Below are 17,766 nucleotides of genomic sequence, written 5' to 3' on the forward strand. Positions count from 1 at the left end.
CACCTCTGCTAATGGTGGGTTGCCCGCCTAGCGAGGTCACTCGCCAGGATGGCGATGAAACGGGAATTGGTTGTAAGATTGCGCTTCCACAGCTTCCGCGGCTCCAAGCAAAGCCGCCAGGCCCATTCGAGCCCGGCATTCTGTAAGAGGACCGGGGCCCGGGGCAGAAACCCTGCGGCGACATCGAACGCTCCGCCCACGCCCAAGACAGCCGGGATCTGCAAGGCGGAGCGCTGTTCCTCGCACCAGATCTCCTTAAACGGCGCGGGCATTGCCACCAACAGCAGATCTGCGCCGCTGTTGTTGATCTCTGTTGTGATGTCAGCGTACTCGTTCTTCGAGAAGAAGCCGTTTCGCGCGCCGGCAATTCGTATGCCTGGATATCTCGACGCGACGACTTCCATGAACCGTTGCAGTCGCTGCTGGGTCGTCCCGAGCAAATACACGCTCAGCCCTTCGGTCGACCCTCTCTCTAATAGCGCTTCCATTAGATCGATTCCGGTCACTCGTTCGGGAACCGGGGTGCCGAGCAGCCTACTGGCCCACACCAGGGGCATTCCATCGGTCACGACGAGATCTGCCTTCCCGACAGCCGCCGAAAGCGTCGAATCGGTCCGCATCGTCACAAGAAGAGAAACATTGGCAGTGATTATGATGTGCGTTTGCCGAACAGGTTCGGCCCGCCAATGCAAGACGAGACTTACAACATCGTCAGCAGGTATGGCGTGGAAACGGGTATTCAGAAATTCCACAACTGGAATTTTGTCAAGGCTGTTCATACAATGTGCCTCCCCCTGTTCCCGGCCTGATCGAGGCTGGCTGCATAGAGGCACCATCCCCACTCATAGGGCCGTATCTCGTGATTGATGCATAGTGCCATTGAAGGGGCTTCGCTTCCGCGGTGACGTCCGGCCAGCGCGAGCATTTTGTTGCCCAAGGATGCGATCGGGGGCTCGCTCCGTTCGATATTCCTCCAGATTGCAGTCGCCTCCTCGTCGATGAGGCTGACACCCAGCTCGTTTTCGAGGACCCAGCGTTGGCTACGTTCGATTGCTTGCGAGTAATCTCCTCCACCCGCCGCCCGCAGGATCATCAAAGCCATCGGCGCCATTGCATGCTGATGAACCGAATAGACGGGATAGCCCTCCGCAACCCGTCCCGAGGACACGTCGTAGTGCCACCACCACTGGCCCTGGCTGCCTTGTAGCTCGGTCAGCCGCCCGGCTATCCGTTCCGCCAACCGAAGGGCTCGCTCGTCGTAGAGCACGATCGCGGCAAAGGCCAAGGCCTGGACGGCGTAAATTTGGTCGGCGAAGTTCGCAAGTTGTCGACGTAGTCGATGTCGAAGCGGGGCTGCGGCACTGGCGTGGCTGACCAAACGAGCGTTCTCGTCATAGCGTGACCACAATACCGAAACAGCCGAACGAGCCAGATCGAACATGCGGGCGTTGCGCACCCGTCCCAGTTCATGAAGCAGGCCGCTGGCAAGCCACGCGACCTCCATGGTGGTCAGCCGGTCGGCCCATTCCCGCCGGTCATTCAATGACACGCCGATACGATCGAGGAGGTCTCCCAAGGCAAGGCCGTCGAGGACTGCATTCGCCCAGATGGCAAGGCCGGTTGCACCAAGCGCTCGCTCTCGGCCCATACGGTCGAGGGCCGCAGATAACGCCTTCTGGGATGGTAGTCCAATCTGACTGGGAGCGATGCCGGCTCTGTCGAGACCTATCAGGCAGATGAGCGTGCTCGTAATATTCTCTGTCCCTCGGGTGGGCTGACCGGATTTGCGGTCCCTGATCTGTAGGTCGAAGAGGCCTGTCTCAGGATTGGCGGCCGCTCGCAAGCCGGAGGCGCAAAGCGGCAACAGACGTGCATATGCGTCAGGAACGGCGGGTGAGAATTCCAGGCCCGTTTCGAAATTTATAATAGTTGGCATCGGAGCCTCTCCATCGTCCCGTGGTGTGTCTGACGCCCATAAAGTCAGCAGATAATCGCCTGCGCCTTCGTCGTACCTGCAACCCTTTCGCGCAGCTTCTCAAGCATTCGAGCGCTGGCCAAGCCATCGCCGTAGGGGCTTTTGTGAATGGTCATCGTGGGAAGGCGGCTGGTGCTCAGTGCGCCGATAGCCTCCTCAACAATTCGGGTCCGGTCGGTGCCGATCAGCTTGGCAACCCCTGCTTCGATGCCCTCCGGACGCTCGGTGTGCTGCCGGGTGATCAGGACTGGCACACCCAGCGAGGGAGCCTCCTCCTGAATGCCGCCCGAGTCGGTAATGATGAGATGAGCCCTAGCCATCAGATAGACGAAGGAGACATAGTCGACGGGCGCTATCAGATGTATTCGTTCAAGCAACTCCGGATGTGCGCACCCGAGAATGGCGTTGACAGGCTCCTGCACGTTTGGATTCAGATGAACTGGATACAGTATCTCGACATCCGACAATTCCCCAACCAAGTCGATGAGCGCTTCACACGTCCTGCGGATAGGGCTGCCAAAGCTTTCGCGGCGATGCCCTGTGACCAAAACTAGGCGTCTGTGCGGCTTCAAGAATGAGAATCGATCGTCCAGCTGTTCTCGCAATACACTGTTCGACTTTATAAGATTGATCACCCACACCAACGCATCGATGACGCTGTTGCCGGTCACGAATACCGAATTCTCTGGATGGCCTTCCTGCAGCAAGTTGCCGCTGGCCCAAGAGGTGGGCGCGAAATGGAGGTCCGCTATGGTGCTGATGAAGCGCCGGTTGGCTTCTTCAGGATAAGGAGAATACTTGTCGGATGTGCGAAGCCCGGCTTCCACGTGCGCAATTGAGACCTTTTCGTAAAATGCGGCCAAGCTCGACGCGAACGCCGTTGTCGTATCGCCTTGGACGATAACCCACTCCGGTCGCGCCTCCCGGATTACATTCGCGACCTCTACAACAATTCGTGACGTAACCTCGGCAAGGCTCTGCGCGGGTTTCATCAAGTTCAGATCGTAGTCAGGCTTGATGCCGAATACATCGAGCACCTGATCCAACATGAAGCGGTGCTGTCCGGTTACGCAGACCCGAATATCGAATGCCGGATCAGCAGCTGCCGCCTTGACAAGAGGAGCAAGTTTTATTGCTTCTGGCCTGGTGCCCAAGACAGCTAATATCGTTGTTCCTGAGGAACTCATTGGCTAAAGACCGCCCAGCTATAAATAGTGCAATAGAAATAATGTACGATGGCTATAATAAAACAAGAGATCATAAGGGGTATAATTCGTTGGTATTAGCTAATAAGTCTGTCCCATGACAAATAACTTGCTTGGAAAACGTGCAAGATTTGATCTGGATATGAGAGTTCTTACGATCACGAGTTGTTCGAATGGCGGAGCCTGTGGAGGGATCACATGGCCCGTGCGGTCAGATGTGGAGCGCTGGGCGTCTCCAGACGACCCGGTTCACGATCAACTGCGGATCCCAACCAGCTCACGGAAAGGGCAGCGGCATCGCGATGATTCCGATAGCAGTTCCTCCTCGCCGGCGATGCGGCAGCTCAAGTCGTGGATGATACGGCCCAGATAAATTTCCGATACCTGCTGCGCAGGGGCATGCGCATTGCGCGTCTGACGTCTGATCAGCGCCACTTGCCGAGGCGGTGCACGGTTTGGCGCAGCGACGCCCGTCTTTGTCGCAAGCTTCGCTTGCTGCTTCCTGGCCTATGGTGAGCTTCGCTTCGACCGGGAACGTCACGGTTTTTGCTGGAGGGCGGTGTCCACCCTCACTTGGCGCGTATCCTGCGGCTTCATCGCCCCGGTCTTAACCGCAATTCTGACGCCTTGCTGCAAGGAAGCTTGCGTTTGCCGATGGAACTACCTGTCGGGCGAAGGAAAGAGCTCGGTTCTCATTGCGAGGTGGTAAGCCACCAGTCCGATCCATTCATGAGCAGCCAGATCCGCGAGGTACAAACCCATAGAGACGGAACGTGTCGGGCGTCCCACATCGGAGGGCCGAGCCCGATAGCCTACGGGGTATGGGATGACCGGAAAATCGGCGGCGCGAAAGCAGGCGACGGCCCTCGGCATGTGAAAGGCAGATGTGACGAGCAGCCACGACTCCCCCGGCTTGGGACTTGCAACAGCCTTGCTCTCGACCGCATTCTCGCAGGTGTTTCGTGAGCGCCCTTCAAGTTCGATCCGTTTTTCCGGAACACCGATTTCGACAAGAAGGTCGCGCGCGACTGCCGCCTCCGACTTCTCCTCGGCAGACAGTAAATTTGCCGTCCCGCCTGAAAGGAGAATTCTCGCATTGGGGTAGAGCAGGCTGAGCGCGGCCGTCTTGGTGAGCCGCTCGCCTGCATCGGTCAAGGTGATGGTCTGGCGTTCGGTCGAGATATCAGTGTCAATTTCCCCGCCGAGGACAACAATACCCGTCACATTGTCCTGGATGGCGGGTCGCGGGAACCGGTCCTCCAGTACGAGAAGTCCTGCACTTCCAACGGGGAACCACCCGACGATCAGCAAAAGTGCGGTTGAGACGATGAGGAGAATGCGCGCTACTCTGAACCGACGCATAGCAAAGGCCACGATCCCTACGAATGCCATCAATCCAATCAGATTCGACAGTACTAGAAATGCTGCCAAAAGCTTCGAAAGAACGAAGAACACTTGCGGCTCCTGAGATCGCTCTGAATATACGTGGAGCAAATCATACACTGCATTTGGAAAGAAGAAGAACCATCCAACGTAGTCCTTTTTGGTCAGCTGCCGGGGCGCGAGTTCGACGGCGTACACGGCGCTCGAGGATCGGCGTTGCCTCGAGAAGCCCCTTCACCTGCCCGCTTGCCGTTGGCGCTGCTGGCCCCGGCGGCACAATCACGTGAGGAGGGGAGGGGCTCGTCTGGAAGCTTATCGAGACTCTATGCAGAGCTGGCCGGGCGTTAAAGCTTGAGGAGCGGATCGCAATCGTGGTGTGCGAGCTCGCCGGGGTTTGGTACGAACTATGCGCGCGTGCTGGCGCTGAAGCTCAAGGAAATCTGCGACATCGAGGCCGAAGGCAAGGCAGAGCGGGAGCTGAAGCGCGGGTCCGGCCGCTGATCACGAGACGTACCGGTCGAAGCGTCGAAGCCGTCGTTCTGCCCGACGTGCCCGAGTTGATCGCGCTGATGATCGATTTGCTACCTGTCCCGCTACTTGCCTGCTTCATGGCAGACTTTATGCGTGTTGATATCGATTTGCCGCGCAAATCTCGCGACATCTGCGATGATGGCATGACGCAGCGCCGGCGGTTCCAACAAATGTTGGATCAGTTGGCGAATGCCACAGCAGCCAGTGCCGCGTCTAATGCGCCGCTTGCGGGTGCGCTGCTTTGCCGACCCGCATCAACCGTCCTGCATCAGGTTCATCTTGATCCATTCTGCGCCGGTATTGGCGTTGTCGTATTCCATGCCGATCACCACCGCGTCGTTGATCAATGTAGACAATGCAACAAAGCCCTTTGCAGTTAGCCATTGGCTGGCGTTCATCGCCTCATTGAGCAGGGACACCAATGCATTAAGCTTCCGCACATGTGTGATCCGCAACGGTGTCACGATTGAATATCGCGGGAAAATGATGGCGGTGATGGCGCCCGCCTGTTCGGATGATCGAACAGGCTGGATGTATTTCACAGTTCGTCCATCCGGACGCCGATACTTAGGAAGGCGGTCCAAGTTCGGAAACCGAGTCCGAAGGAGCTCCCAACTGCCCGGCTTGGCGGCAAAGGCGAAGGCCAGTCCGCGAAGGCCCGGGGGCTGCGCGGTGACAAGAGCAACATCATCGGCAATGGCAGACATGCCCGATGCGCTTAGCAGCGCCGCCAGTGTCGTTTTGCCTTGACCGGAAGAGCCGGCCAACGCTATTGCGCTCGACGCGGAGGAAAGGACCGCTGCGTGGAGGGCGATCCAGTCGGGCCTAGGCCCAAGCACGGCATGGAGGACAGCCTCTTTCAGGCCGACAGCGAGAGCCGCTGGATCGCAGAAGCTCGCCCGTTCTCCAGGCTGGTGGGCAATCCAGTAGCCTTCTTCGCATGCTCCCACCGTAATTTCGGTTTCGGCAACGCCGGTATGGTCATGGCGCAGATGACCGGCAAGGGCATTCCAAGCCCGTTTTGCGTTGGAGTCTGGGAAAGAGATGGCAATCATTGCGCCAGCGACGCAGTAGATTTCTCTGGTGGCGGAAATTGACTCTGGGCTTTCGTCGCTTCTAGATTTCGGTCGAACGGGTTCGATCAGCCCTTGCTTCGGAAGGGCAAGCTTTTCCCATTCGACCAGGCAGGACGAAATGTAGTCACTCGCCTCGTCCAGCAGACATCCCGTCTCACTGGCGAGGAGCTGCGCGATCCTGCTCGGTGGTTCGCCTGCAGCAACGCCAAGCCAAATCGACCCTGATATGGGGCTCAACTGATAGACGCGCTGCTGGGGTTCGGAGAAAAGAGCGTAATCATCGTCAAGAGCGCAGAGCACAACACGATTGTCCGGCCCTAGTACCATTGGTCCGGTCGTCGCCGGGTTGTCCGGGTGCAGGCGCCGGGTCATCGTTGATTTGCCGCGGCAATTTTAAACGGCTTCCAGATCGCGCGCAGCAAGGAAAGCCCGAAATCGTCCAGATTCTTGTAAGCGGCGTAATCCTGCCGTGCGATTTGACGGCTAAATAAGAGGTTCGGCAGCAACCCTGCGGGGCTGCCGTCGATCTTTACGCCGGCCAGGCGTTGCAGGTTCAGGAAAAACAAATCCCGAGCGAGGGCCAGTCGACCTGACGGCAACCTGGCGCGGACCGCATCCCAGTCGATGTCGTACCCCAAGTCGAAGATCTCGCGGCAGTCGAGAAGATGCCGAAGCTCGACATCGCCCGTGCGCAGCCGGCGGTCCAATATCATGTCGTGAACGATTAGGTGGACCACCCACTCCACTGGCGTGGGGATACTAACCCGAACCCCCATCACTTCGAGGCGTGTGCTGTGGAGCGCTTTGCTCTCTGTGTATACAGTAGCTGGGCCTGGCGGCCTCAGATGCAAGTCCAAGGAACCAACATCGGTAGGCCGATAGAATTTCCCGTATGCGTGTGGACCAGGGTCTTCTGGGAGGGGTTGGTAGCCAATGCCAAGAAGTCGCCCCACGCTTCGCTCGACATTGTTCTTGTCAATCACCAGATCGAGGTCGCTGATCATCCGGCTGCCCAAACGATGTTCTGGCATAATCATCAGGAGGGCCGACCCTTTGATAAGCAGTGGTTCGATCCCCGCTTCGTTCAATACACGCAGGGTCTCGACGGACTGTCGGCGCAGTCGTCGATTTCGCTCTTCGTTCAAATCATACAAAAAGCGCAAGTAATTTTCGACTTCCTCAGGGATGCTGATAAGTAACCCCCGATGGCGAAGCCAAGCATATAATGCGGGGCCAACAAGGTGCCGATTGGCCTCCTGCACGACTTCGTCCCACTGGTCCTGTCCGGTAGTGATCCCGTTCAACAACGCAGCCAGCACTTGGAAGCCGGATTCAGAGCCTCCCGATCTCATGCAACCCCTCCCGCAACATTGGACCTTGCAGCTGACAACAAGAACGGCTTTCAGGTCGTCTTTCGAATGCTGACGAGCGTGTCGTCTTGTGCAACTGGTTGGGGACGCAGGGTGAATAACCTGATTGGACCATGACGACGCCAACAGCACTGCGGAATGGTTCGCGATGACATTGGTCCAGGAAACTCAGTTCCATGACAGCTGACAACTCAATACCAACGAGCGCTAATGATGACCGATGGCCACGGTCTCGGAGGCCGTGGACATGATCTTCGACGGTGGATCGGCTAGATTGTTTGCCACGGTGGCGGTTTGGTTCAATCCCACCACCTGCGAGGGCGGCGTCGAGGAGGACCAGCGTGCCCATGCTTCTTATTGCCGTATCCCCAGCCGGGCCGACCGCCGGATGCAGCTACAGCGGGCGAGTTCATGGAGACATCAAGCAGCACAATCACCGCGGGGGGCGTCAAGGCAGCGAATTTCCCAAGCCCCTTGATGAAATCACGCCGTTCCATTGTTGGACTTGCATGATTTTGTTCTTTGGTTTCACGCTCCGTTGCCATCGGGTTACCTCACGTGCTCGATTTTATAACTTTATAGCATTAATCTCATGGTGAAAAGTCAGGCATAAGTATTATGCGAGAACTCGAATAACCTGAACGAATACGCGAACCGAGTTTCCCCGGACCTTTTGAAAAGCTCGAGAGCGTCGCAATCCTTTCCTAGACCCGCCATGGCGCTCTGACGAAGCTGCTCCAGGCGTCGGCCGTGCACGAGCGCAGACGTTTTGAACGACAAAGCCGTCATAGCTCTATTTGATGACCTTCTAGTGAGATTATCGGTATGACACTCGGCCGGCTCCCTGGTGAATGATGTCTGGCTCTGTGAGCCGGGCCTGGAGACGCCACGTGTGTAGAAGTGTGAGCACTGGCCCGGACCAGTGTCGGAGAGACGCTAAAGCATGCCATGGTTGTGATCGTTTCGGTTGTTGCCCGACGCCACCGCCTTATGATTGATCTCGATTCCGATAAACAGTTCGAGACTCGCAGATGAGCCGCTGCGCAACTCGTAGGCACTTGCAATAGATTTACACGGCAAAGCCGCAGCATAAAACATATTAAAACGGAACAGTAACATTCAGATAACCCGACAATACCTAAATATCATTACTAATATATTCCTTTTAATTTAGTAACTTTGCATATATACATAGATATAGCGAAAGCAATAGCTCTGCGCCGGGGCGGCGGAAGAAATATACGCAATATATATCTTCGTGACGTTTTGAATGTTGGGGGGGAGTTATGTCTATATGGTATGCGCACCGTCACACCTCGTCGCTGCACTTTCGCGAGAGCCCAAAATGCGAGCGACTGCCGCTGCACCTCGCCGATCCCGGCCATATCGATGCAGCAGTCGGCCGGTCAACGAGGTATCTTTTCGTCAGGCGCATGTTCGATATCGCGTTTGTCCTGGCGAGTGCGCCGGCTAGCGTCCTGCTGGTAGGTGTCGCCGCGGCGGCAGTGATGGTAACGATGGGTCGTCCAGTCTTTCTCGCCCAAGAGCGCGTTGGTTACAGGGGACGGACATTCCGAGCACTGAAACTTCGGAGCATGCGCGCATCCGATGGCACTCCCCGGCCAACCAGTCTGGATGATGACAGAATTACACCTCTGGGTGCGTTCCTCCGACAATCGCATCTCGACGAACTGCCGCAGCTCTGGAATGTCCTCGTCGGCCAGATGAGCCTTATCGGCCCCAGGCCAGAGTGGGTCCCTCTTGCTCGCCGGTACGAATGCGCTTTCCCGGAGTATAAACTGCGCTACTGCGCACCTCCAGGTTTGACAGGATTGGCCCAAGTCAAGCAAGGATATGTTTCGACAATTGAGGAAGTTAAAGCGAAAGTAGAATATGATATATACTATATACTAAATATATCAGTCGCCATGGATTTCAAGATACTTCTTCTTACATCGAAGACAATATTTAACAGTGCGCTATCGCGATAGGAAGCAATTGTCGAGTTGTGTCGTACTACGCACTCGATTCTTTAGAGGGGGATTTGCATTGAGCGATCAGAACAATGTCTTGGTCACAGGAGGTTGCGGTTTCTTGGGCCGCCACGTCGTATCGAGGCTTGCGGCCCAGGGGTGCCATGTAACAATTCTGGACGACTTGTCCGCCGGCGCCCCGCTAGACACGGCGGACGCGTCGATCAAATTCGTCAATGGAGACATCGCCGATCCAGGCACCATCCGGGCGGTCCTCGGCGAGCGGCCTTTCGACCATGTCATCCACCTTGCAGCCATACATTTCATTCCTCGCTGTGAAGCGGATCCGGGGGCCGCATTCATGGCGAACGTGGTCGGAACAAGGAATCTGGTTGAAGCGCTCGTACCGTCCTCGTCGCTGAAGTCTTTGGTCTTCGCATCCAGCGTCGCAGTCTACGCGCCATCTGTAGAGGTCCTGTCTGAGGATGCCGATACAGTGCCGATGGATATCTACGGCTGGAGCAAACTTGTCTGCGAAGATCTTGTTCGGAGCGCTTCGGTTCGAGGGGGATGGCGAGCCGTCTGCTGCCGTCTTTCCAACTTGATCGGGCCGGGCGAGACGAATCCGCACCTCTTTCCTGAGATCGGCAGGCAAATTGCAAGAGGAGAAGCGCTGATAGAGGTTGGGAATACCACGCCAAGGAGAAACTATCTGCATGTCATGGACGCAGCCGACCTGTTCGTTCGATGCCTTGGACTGTCAGGAAGCGACGCCCACACGATAAATTTGGGCTCAGGTGAGGAGTATTCGGTCGCGGATATATTGAGCCTGTTCCAGAAAGCCGCGCAGAGACCAATCAAATTCGTTGAAACAGCAGCGCGCAAGCGCAAGGTCGATCGGCCTAGGCTTCAGCCAAACACCACCGTCATGCGGGGGCTAATCGGAGAGCCGCAGCGCTCGGCCGAGGATGCGATCAAAGCCGTTTTGATGGAATTTGCTCTCGAAACACAAACGAAATGGTCAATTACCGGGTAGGGTGGCATGCGCGTCATAATGGCAAATAGATATTTCCTCGGTTATCTCGGAGGCGTCGAGCGCTACATCGCGTCTCTTGCTGGCGAACTGGGGAGGCTGGGCGTAGACGTCGTGGTATGCGCGGCCGGCAGTGACGCGCTCGTCCAGTTCGAGGGGCTCGCAGTCAAGACGGTGCCGTCGCAGGCCCAACTGCGCGCCTTCGTTAACCGTGGAGCCGATGTCGTCCACGCGCACCTGCCGCGCAATCCCTTCTCTTTCGCGGCCATGCGGGCGGGCCACAAGGCTGGCATGCGCACCGTGTTCACGCCGCATGCCTTCTATCCCGATGGATCCGCCATCAAGAAGCTCGCGAAAGCGGTGATTGATCTCACCATGACGCGCCATACAATGAAGATCTGCGACACCGTCGTGAACTTGACCCCGCAGGATCAGGCAGACTCCATACGCAATGGATTGCACAGGGAAAAGTCGGTGATAATCCCGAACTCTGTATCAGTCCGCGAGCTCATTGAACTCGAGGACAAATCGCGCGACATACTTCCTCCATTTGCACAGCCGTATGTCCTGCATGTCGGGCGTTTTCACCGCGTGAAGAACATCCCATTTCTAGTCAAGGCGCATCGTAGGATCCCCGACCATCATCTGGTCCTCATCGGTCAGGACGACGGTGAGTTGCCCGCCGTCAGAGAACTCGTCTCGCAACTTCAGCTCGAAGGACGGGTCCATATCCTGGAACGTGCTGATCGGGCCCTGGTCATGGCTGCCTACATGAACGCCTCTGCGGTAGTGCTGAGTTCGCGCTGGGAGGGTCTCCCAACAGTTCTGCTCGAGGCGATGTTCTTCGGAAAGCCCTTTGTCGCCTCCGACGTAGGTGGAAACGGCTGGCTGGTAGAGCGCGGTGCTCCCGGGATGATATTCAAGCTGGACGATGAAGATGGTTATGTTTCGTCACTTGCTGCCGCCTGCAGGATTCCTGCAAGTGCACTTGCCGGCGGCAGAGCCCTCGTCGCCGATGAATTCTCATGGGAAGTTAATGCCCGGCGCCTCCTGAACATCTACGCTAAGAGTAACTAATCACCTGAATTCGACGTTTGTCATCAACCGCTGACAAGAGCGTTTGACGGATGCGCCGAATGTCATCCGCGGATTTTGGCTCGCTGTAAGGCTTCGGGTTTTCGTTGTGGCGTTCGAATGTCGGCTTTGAACTGCATTGTCGAGGTATGGACTTCTCGACGGAGCTGCTTTCGGGTCAGTTCCGCAAACCAGCGTTCGACTTGATCGATCCATGAGGCGTTGCGCATGCGCACGCAGTCCTTCGAGCTCGTCATCTGCAATCGGCGGGAAGGGCGTATTCATCCGGCCGGATGAGAACGACCATTGCGCCGTCGCGCTAATCCATGCATCGTCCCGGACGTTAAATATGCACCTTAGCAATCAAGTGCGTGCGCCGTTCGACATGCGGCACGACAAGGCTCAGGTCATGGGAACGTACTGGCTTCTAATTGCGTCCTGCATTGGTGGGATTATCGCTGCGGTTCTTGGGCTCTCAGCGATGTCCTGCGTGAACATCGCTACGGTTTTGCTGCTGGGAGGTATAGCGCACTTGCTTTTCAGCGGTTATGGTCTCAACATCATCATCACATCCATTGGAGCACCTGCCATTCTGCTTGTTTCGTACTTTTTCAGCGGGTGGGCACTCAGTGCAATTCGGAAGACCGACAAGAACGACTAACTGTCGCGTGAGCCATTTTGGCTGTCACGGAGCTTTGTATAATGAGTGGCATGCCGGCTGCTGATCGGAAAGGCACCTTGGCTCGGTGGGATGGCGATTTTCTTCCGCTCGCTCTCATAGCCTTTTGTACAGTCATGAATTTCGGGCTAGCACTCGTCAACAATCTCGTCACAAATATTCAGGAGATTCACGTCGTTGCCGTGCAGCTCTTTGTGACCCTTTGTGCTGCCGCATTGGTCGTCTTGCGGCGACCTCGTTTAACGGCCGATCAAGTCATATTGTTTGTTATGCTAGTATCGTGCGTTGTAATATCGACAATATATCACGGTCAGACCGATGTAAAAATTCTGTATGACATGTCGGTGATTCCGCTTTTCGTTGTTTTAGGTTCGACCATCAGGCGAGTACCGAGATGGTTTTTGCATATGCTATTTATTATAGTATTGATTACGGTGGCATTCGAGACTGTCATGCCTGATGTCTATGCCAAGATTGTCAATCCGCTGAGATACTATGCGAACACAAGAAGCTGGGTCGCGGACAAGATGGATGACCAGGCCGATGACTCAGGTTTCTATTTCGGTGCCCAGCGGGCAGGGGAGGGCGACGCTAGGCATCGCGCGAGCGGCCTCTTTCTCGAGCCGTTGTCCCTAGGTTACTTCGCTTGTATTGCCGCAATTTTCTATTTGAATGAATACAGATATCAGGCCGGAAGGAAAATACTTGCTGTCTCTGGCTGTTCCTTGCTCATAATATTGTCCGACGTTCGAGCCGCCTTGGGAGTGCTTTTCGTCATTGTGATAGGGGCGCCGCTCCTCGCGCGATTGCCGCGATTGGCAGGTCTAGCGTTGCCATTCGTTGTGATCGCAGGTGGAGCGGTTTTGCATTATTCCACGGCGGGTAATCAGCACATCGCCGACTTGGCGGGACGGTTGTCCTGGACCTTTGAGGAACTCAGGGAAGCTGACTTGACGACACTGCTGTTCGGAGGATTCGATCAAACCCATGCCAATGACAGCGCAATTCTCTACTTTGCAGAGGTTTCTGGAATATTGGGGTACGTCCTTCTATTGTACATATCCGCGGGCGTCTCATCTTTGAATGAGCGCCCATTGATCACGAACGCCGCGTTGATATACTTGGCCAGTACGAGCCTGTTCGGGCACGCTTATGCTTCGATCAAGACCGGAGCACTTCTCGGCGTTGTCGTGGGAAGCCAAAAGCGCCATCAAGAGAAACCAAACATTAAGTGTCTGCCCCGGAAAGCAGTTGAGTGATGTCATATATCCTTTGATTGTTCGGTGTTGTGAAGAATCGACAGAAATGCATCATTCCGATTAACGTCTTGAACACGACCAATCGGAGCTCACCCTGCGGCTGGAGCGCGCCGGCCGAGGCCATTAGGGCGACGATCTCTTCGTCGGTATAGATATGGAAATTACCGATGTTCAAGCCGATAAAGGCGACTGGGTTTCACTTGCCATCGCTCAGCGTCTGATCATCGGTCGAACTTACTATCTCGCATACCCCTTTTGAAGTACGCCATGAGTATCAATTGCCAGTGAACCATTCACAATATAGTATAACGGGGGCTGGAATAGTATCACGGGGGCCGGAGCTATCCGGGATGCTCTATGTGTCATCATGTTTACCGCTGGCCTGGTTGGATAAGCAATGGAGTGATGGCATGCCCGCTATAGCTACAGGTAAGGACCCGACCAGCCACTACGATGCGACCTACTTCAAATGGCAAGGGAAGAACGGCCGGCTGGCAGGAGAAGCAAATCGATTCAAGTTCGCACCCTTCATTCAGCCAGGCAGCCGGATTGTCGACTTCGGCTGTGGAGATGGCTCTCTGCTGCTCGCTCTAGGTGGTGGGAGCGGTATCGAGATCAATGAACATGCAATTTCAGTCGCTCGCGCTAGCGGCCTGCACGTCGAACAAAGTTTACGCAATCTTCCTGACGGGTCTGCTGATGTTATTGTAAGCAATCACACACTGGAGCACGTCGAAGATCCTCTAAACGCGTTGCGCGAGATGCACCGCGTGTTGGCGGCTGGCGGGAAGATTGTCATTGTCGTGCCCTGCGACAAGCCATCATATCGGTTCCGACTAGATGATCCTGATTTCCATTTATTTTCGTATAGCGCTAGCAATCTGGGAAACCTCGCCCGTGCTGCTGGATTCCGCGTCATTGAAGCACGAGTGATAGCCCATGCTTGGCCGCCCAAATGGCCTAAAATTCAGGCCCTGCTTGGATGGCGAGCATTTCACATGGCCTCACGGGTTTGGGCGCGAATTGGCCCATTCATTGATCGCCGTGTCCGTCGCATTCGGGCCCAAGTGAGAGTAGTCGCGGAAAAGCAGTCTGGTTCGTGAGCGGTCAGCCCATAGCGTCGGCCTGTTCCAGGGTAAGCGGTCAGCCGATAACGTCAGGCTTGAAGCTCCAGGGCATGAGCGCTTCGATTTCGGATGCTGGCCAGCCGTAAGCGGCAAGCAGACCCCATCTGGCGTTGGTAGCGTTGGCCCCTGTATTGCGGACAGACGATTCACAAACTGTGAGCTTCTATGTCTGCGCCTAGCTCTGGAACTAGAAACTTCCATATGATCGAGGCCGTTCCGGAACGGCTTGAGGGCGCGCCGCGGCAATTTCGGCGGCGCTGGTCCGATGAATTCAAGGAGCGGGCTGTGGCTGAGGCGATGGAGCCCGGTGCAAGCGTGTCAGCGATTGCGCATCGCATCGGCATACATCCGTCCCAACTATTTGGCTGGCGCCGCGATGCTCGTGCCGGACAACGATCGCTTTCGCAGGATCCGGCTGTTCAGATAGAAGCTGGGCCAGTTGGCGCGAGAGCAGTGATCGAGCTTGTCATCGGCGATATCGTTGTCCGAGCTGGCGCTGATATCGATGAAGCACACCTGCGGCGAGTGATCCGGGCGGTGCGATCGGCATGATCCCGTCGGGCGTGAAGGTCTTTCTTGCGAGCCATCCCATCGACTTCCGCAAGGGGCCGGACAGTTTGCTGTCGCTGGTGCGCGATGCCGGCAGTGACCCGTTCAACGGGGCGCTCTATGTCTTCCGGGCAAAGCGCGCGGACCGGATCAAGATCGTGTGGTGGGATGGTTCCGGGGTTTGCCTCTATGCCAAGCGGTTGGAGAAAGCGCAGTTCTGTTGGCCACGTATCGGCCACAGCCGGGTCCAACTCAACCATGCGCAGCTTCTGGCTTTGGTCGATGGAATGGACTGGAAGCGGGTTCGCTTCACGCCAGTCAAACCTCCCGAAATTGTTGGGTAAACCGCTGCGGCGAAGTAAATCAGGTGGCTGAAACCACGGGCGGATTGCAGCAAAATATGCTCTGATCAGACCCATGACGCCACCCGATCTTGAGCTTCCGGATGATGTAGAGGCACTGAAAGCCATGGTTCTTGCCATGGCCGCAAAGGCAGCCCGCGTCGAGGCTTTGGAGAAGCAGGTCGATGACCTCCAGGCCCGGAACGCTGACGCCGATGAGCGCATCGAGCGGCTGACGCAAATCTTGAAAGCATTCGATCGAGCTCGCTTTGGACGGCGTTCGGAAAAGCTTGCAGCATCCACGGTCGACGACGAGCAGCATGCCTTTGTCTTCGAAGAAATCGAGACTGGCATTGCGGCAATCAGGGCTCAGATCACAAAAGGCCGCGGGAATGCGGATGCCAAACGTGCTCCGCGGCCACGCAAGGGCTTCGCGCCGCATCTTGAGCGCGTCGAGGTCGTGATCGAGCCGGAAGAGTTGCCGGAACACGCGGGTAAGCAGAAGATCCTAATCGGAGAAGACGTCTCCGAACGGCTGGACGTCGTCGCAGCGAAGTTCCGGGTCATCGTCACCCGCCGGCCGAAATATGCCTTTAAGAACGAAGACGGCGTCATCCAGGCTGCGGCTCCGGCACACATCATCGAAGGCGGCATTCCAACAGAAGCGCTTCTGGCCCAGATCGCCGTCTCCAAATATGCCGACGGCCTGCCACTTTATCGCCAGGAAGCCATCTACGCCCGTGACAAGGTCGAACTTGACCGCAAGCTGATGGCCCAATGGATGGGCAAGCTGGGGTTCGAGCTCAACATCCTCGCGGACTACATCCTGAACGAGATCAAGAAGGCCGAACGAATTTTTGCCGATGAAACGACCTTGCCGACACTTGCGCCTGGTTCCGGATCAGCAAAGACGGCGTGGCTCTGGGCATATGCAAGGGATGACCGCCCCTTCGGAGGCAGTGGCCCGCCGATGGTGGCCTATCGCTTCGAGGACAGTCGCGCGACCGAGTGCGTTGCACGGCACCTGAGCGGCTATCGGGGGATTTTGCAAGTCGACGGATACGGTGCTTACAATAAGCTTGTCCGCAAGGATGGTGGCAATGACGGGGTCACCCTGGCTGGCTGCTGGTCGCACAGTCGGAGAAAGTTCTATGAGTTGCATGTCGCAAAAACCTCAAAGGTTGCCACAGAGACGGTCGAACGTATGGCGAAGCTCTGGGAGATTGAGGAAACCATCCGGGGTCAAAACCCTGAGGCTCGTGCTGCAGCACGTCAGGAAGTCTCTGCCGCGATCGTCAAAGACCTCTTCACCTTCTGGCAGGCGACCCTGCCACGGGTCTCCGGCAAATCCAAACTCGCGGAAGCCCTCCGCTATGCCATCTCGCGTCGCGACATCTTCGAACGCTTCCTAACCGACGGTCGCGTCGAGATCGACTCCAACATCGTCGAGCGGGCGATCAGACCTCAGGCGATCACAAGGAAGAATAGCCTATTCGCCGGAAGCGACGGTGGCGGCAAGACCTGGGCGACCATCGCAACGCTCCTGCAAACGGCAAAGATGAATGCCGTCGATCCGCTAGCCTGGCTTACCCAGGCACTTGAGCGCCTCGCAAATGGATGGCCCAGCAGCGAAATCGACGCCCTCATGCCGTGGAACTACACGGCCTGAACGGCCCCAGCTTGTCGCTTACGGCCAGCCTTGACCAATGCGGGGTCAATGTTTGGGAGAGCCAGTCGAGGGGATCGACGCCGTTCATGCTCGATGAGGTCGAGCTGCTCGGCTGCATGCGCATGCTGGAAGAGGCGCGCGGCCGCGGCCGCAAACACGGGATCACGCTGATGCTCATGTGCCAGTCGGTCGGACAGTTGGAACGGCATTTCGGCAAGGACGGAGCGACCTCATGGATCGACGGCCGCGCCTTTGCCTCCTATGCCGCAGTCAAGGCACTCGACACGGCTCGCAGTGTCTCGGCCCAATGCGGGGAAATGACCGTCGAGGTAAAGGGCAGGTCGCGCAATGTCGGCTGGAGCCGTTCTGCCATGGGGTCGCGCCAATCGGAGAGCGTGAATTTTCAGCGAAGGCCGCTGATCATGCCGCACGAGATCACGCAGTCGATGCGAAAGGATGAACAGATCGTTATCGGATATGGCGCGTCTATCTCCGCCGCGACTTGCCGAATATCGGCGTTTC

Annotated in this window: 17 protein-coding genes and 2 pseudogenes; 12 read left to right on the forward strand and 7 right to left on the reverse strand. The window is 56.6% G+C overall.

All coding sequences use genetic code 11. The features are described from left to right. Positions 1-8 precede the first annotated feature (8 nt). From ACZ9BX_RS27905 to ACZ9BX_RS27920, 4 genes are all read right to left on the reverse strand, one after another. Positions 9-779 carry a WecB/TagA/CpsF family glycosyltransferase gene (locus ACZ9BX_RS27905; RefSeq protein WP_476221413.1) on the reverse strand — a complete coding sequence of 257 codons (771 nt, stop codon included), beginning with the start codon at positions 777-779 and terminating at the stop codon, positions 9-11. Beyond that, positions 776-1,936: a hypothetical protein gene (locus tag ACZ9BX_RS27910; RefSeq protein ID WP_476221415.1), complete on the reverse strand. Its 1,161-nt coding sequence runs from the start codon at positions 1,934-1,936 to the stop codon at positions 776-778. The genes ACZ9BX_RS27905 and ACZ9BX_RS27910 overlap by 4 nt, the downstream gene beginning before the upstream one ends. Before the next feature lie 44 nt (positions 1,937-1,980). Beyond that, positions 1,981-3,129: a non-hydrolyzing UDP-N-acetylglucosamine 2-epimerase gene (wecB, locus tag ACZ9BX_RS27915; RefSeq protein WP_476221416.1), complete on the reverse strand. Its 1,149-nt coding sequence runs from the start codon at positions 3,127-3,129 to the stop codon at positions 1,981-1,983. 711 nt (positions 3,130-3,840) lie between these two features. Then, positions 3,841-4,761 (reverse strand): YdcF family protein, encoded by a 921-nt coding sequence (locus ACZ9BX_RS27920; RefSeq protein ID WP_476221417.1) that lies wholly within the window; start codon positions 4,759-4,761, stop codon positions 3,841-3,843. Positions 4,762-4,914: 153 nt separating this feature from the next. Here ACZ9BX_RS27920 and ACZ9BX_RS27925 point away from each other — a divergent pair, with 153 nt between their 5' ends. Next, complete coding sequence (locus tag ACZ9BX_RS27925; RefSeq protein ID WP_476221418.1) at positions 4,915-5,064, forward strand: hypothetical protein; 150 nt, start codon at positions 4,915-4,917, stop codon at positions 5,062-5,064. A gap of 284 nt (positions 5,065-5,348) precedes the next feature. On the opposite strand, the gene ACZ9BX_RS27930 is transcribed toward ACZ9BX_RS27925, so the two are convergent. Then, positions 5,349-5,861: a hypothetical protein gene (locus tag ACZ9BX_RS27930; protein ID WP_132564832.1), complete on the reverse strand. Its 513-nt coding sequence runs from the start codon at positions 5,859-5,861 to the stop codon at positions 5,349-5,351. 75 nt (positions 5,862-5,936) lie between these two features. On the opposite strand from ACZ9BX_RS27930, the gene ACZ9BX_RS27935 reads away from it, so the two are divergent. Further along, on the forward strand, positions 5,937-6,191 hold the full coding sequence (locus ACZ9BX_RS27935) for a hypothetical protein (protein ID WP_476221420.1): 255 nt from the start codon (positions 5,937-5,939) through the stop codon (positions 6,189-6,191). 347 nt (positions 6,192-6,538) lie between these two features. On the opposite strand, the gene ACZ9BX_RS27940 is transcribed toward ACZ9BX_RS27935, so the two are convergent. Beyond that, entirely contained in the window at positions 6,539-7,522 is a 984-nt protein-coding gene (locus ACZ9BX_RS27940) for a nucleotidyltransferase family protein (protein WP_476221421.1), read from the reverse strand. A gap of 1,451 nt (positions 7,523-8,973) precedes the next feature. Between ACZ9BX_RS27940 and ACZ9BX_RS27945 the strand changes: the two genes are divergently transcribed. From ACZ9BX_RS27945 to ACZ9BX_RS27955, 3 genes are read left to right on the forward strand one after another with little or no spacing between them, the layout of a single operon-like run. Next, entirely contained in the window at positions 8,974-9,531 is a 558-nt protein-coding gene (locus ACZ9BX_RS27945) for a sugar transferase (protein ID WP_476223066.1), read from the forward strand. After that, complete coding sequence (locus tag ACZ9BX_RS27950) at positions 9,515-10,549, forward strand: NAD-dependent epimerase/dehydratase family protein (RefSeq protein ID WP_476221422.1); 1,035 nt, start codon at positions 9,515-9,517, stop codon at positions 10,547-10,549. Before ACZ9BX_RS27945 ends, ACZ9BX_RS27950 begins: the two co-directional genes overlap by 17 nt. 18 nt (positions 10,550-10,567) lie before the next feature. After that, the gene (locus ACZ9BX_RS27955; protein WP_476221423.1) at positions 10,568-11,623 is read left to right on the forward strand and encodes a glycosyltransferase family 4 protein; all 1,056 of its coding nucleotides are present in this window, start codon (positions 10,568-10,570) and stop codon (positions 11,621-11,623) included. Here ACZ9BX_RS27955 and ACZ9BX_RS27960 read toward each other — a convergent pair. Further along, positions 11,624-11,844, reverse strand: a pseudogene (locus ACZ9BX_RS27960) (IS630 family transposase); the annotation flags it as partial. A gap of 125 nt (positions 11,845-11,969) precedes the next feature. Here ACZ9BX_RS27960 and ACZ9BX_RS27965 point away from each other — a divergent pair. The 7 genes and pseudogenes from ACZ9BX_RS27965 to ACZ9BX_RS27995 form a co-directional block, all read left to right on the forward strand. Then, positions 11,970-12,281 carry a hypothetical protein gene (locus ACZ9BX_RS27965; RefSeq protein ID WP_476221424.1) on the forward strand — a complete coding sequence of 104 codons (312 nt, stop codon included), beginning with the start codon at positions 11,970-11,972 and terminating at the stop codon, positions 12,279-12,281. A 41-nt stretch (positions 12,282-12,322) separates the two neighbouring features. Beyond that, positions 12,323-13,558: a hypothetical protein gene (locus ACZ9BX_RS27970; protein WP_476221425.1), complete on the forward strand. Its 1,236-nt coding sequence runs from the start codon at positions 12,323-12,325 to the stop codon at positions 13,556-13,558. 350 nt (positions 13,559-13,908) lie between these two features. After that, positions 13,909-14,661 (forward strand): class I SAM-dependent methyltransferase, encoded by a 753-nt coding sequence (locus tag ACZ9BX_RS27975; protein WP_476221427.1) that lies wholly within the window; start codon positions 13,909-13,911, stop codon positions 14,659-14,661. 225 nt (positions 14,662-14,886) lie between these two features. Beyond that, positions 14,887-15,237, forward strand: coding sequence for a transposase (locus ACZ9BX_RS27980; RefSeq protein ID WP_280173993.1), 351 nt, complete (start codon positions 14,887-14,889; stop codon positions 15,235-15,237). Beyond that, positions 15,234-15,578 (forward strand): IS66 family insertion sequence element accessory protein TnpB, encoded by a 345-nt coding sequence (gene tnpB, locus ACZ9BX_RS27985; RefSeq protein ID WP_018329060.1) that lies wholly within the window; start codon positions 15,234-15,236, stop codon positions 15,576-15,578. The genes ACZ9BX_RS27980 and tnpB overlap by 4 nt, the downstream gene beginning before the upstream one ends. A 73-nt stretch (positions 15,579-15,651) precedes the next feature. Continuing rightward, positions 15,652-17,244 (forward strand): IS66 family transposase, encoded by a 1,593-nt coding sequence (gene tnpC, locus ACZ9BX_RS27990; protein WP_476221429.1) that lies wholly within the window; start codon positions 15,652-15,654, stop codon positions 17,242-17,244. Between the two features lie 83 nt (positions 17,245-17,327). Next, positions 17,328-17,732, forward strand: a pseudogene (locus tag ACZ9BX_RS27995) (type IV secretory system conjugative DNA transfer family protein); the annotation flags it as partial. Positions 17,733-17,766: the final 34 nt, after the last annotated feature.

This window comes from Rhizobium sp. USDA 3886, assembly GCF_056279785.1.

Coding starts and splice junctions, on each gene's coding strand:
- ACZ9BX_RS27905 (WP_476221413.1), bottom strand. CDS start 779: ATGAACAGCCTTGACAAAATTCCAGTTGTGGAATTTCTGAATACCCGT.
- ACZ9BX_RS27910 (WP_476221415.1), bottom strand. CDS start 1,936: ATGCCAACTATTATAAATTTCGAAACGGGCCTGGAATTCTCACCCGCC.
- ACZ9BX_RS27935 (WP_476221420.1), top strand. CDS start 5,937: ATGGAGGACAGCCTCTTTCAGGCCGACAGCGAGAGCCGCTGGATCGCA.
- ACZ9BX_RS27940 (WP_476221421.1), bottom strand. CDS start 7,522: ATGAGATCGGGAGGCTCTGAATCCGGCTTCCAAGTGCTGGCTGCGTTG.
- ACZ9BX_RS27945 (WP_476223066.1), top strand. CDS start 8,974: ATGTTCGATATCGCGTTTGTCCTGGCGAGTGCGCCGGCTAGCGTCCTG.
- ACZ9BX_RS27955 (WP_476221423.1), top strand. CDS start 10,568: ATGGCAAATAGATATTTCCTCGGTTATCTCGGAGGCGTCGAGCGCTAC.
- ACZ9BX_RS27965 (WP_476221424.1), top strand. CDS start 11,970: ATGCACCTTAGCAATCAAGTGCGTGCGCCGTTCGACATGCGGCACGAC.
- ACZ9BX_RS27970 (WP_476221425.1), top strand. CDS start 12,323: ATGAGTGGCATGCCGGCTGCTGATCGGAAAGGCACCTTGGCTCGGTGG.
- ACZ9BX_RS27975 (WP_476221427.1), top strand. CDS start 13,909: ATGCTCTATGTGTCATCATGTTTACCGCTGGCCTGGTTGGATAAGCAA.
- ACZ9BX_RS27980 (WP_280173993.1), top strand. CDS start 14,887: ATGATCGAGGCCGTTCCGGAACGGCTTGAGGGCGCGCCGCGGCAATTT.
- tnpB (WP_018329060.1), top strand. CDS start 15,234: ATGATCCCGTCGGGCGTGAAGGTCTTTCTTGCGAGCCATCCCATCGAC.
- tnpC (WP_476221429.1), top strand. CDS start 15,652: ATGACGCCACCCGATCTTGAGCTTCCGGATGATGTAGAGGCACTGAAA.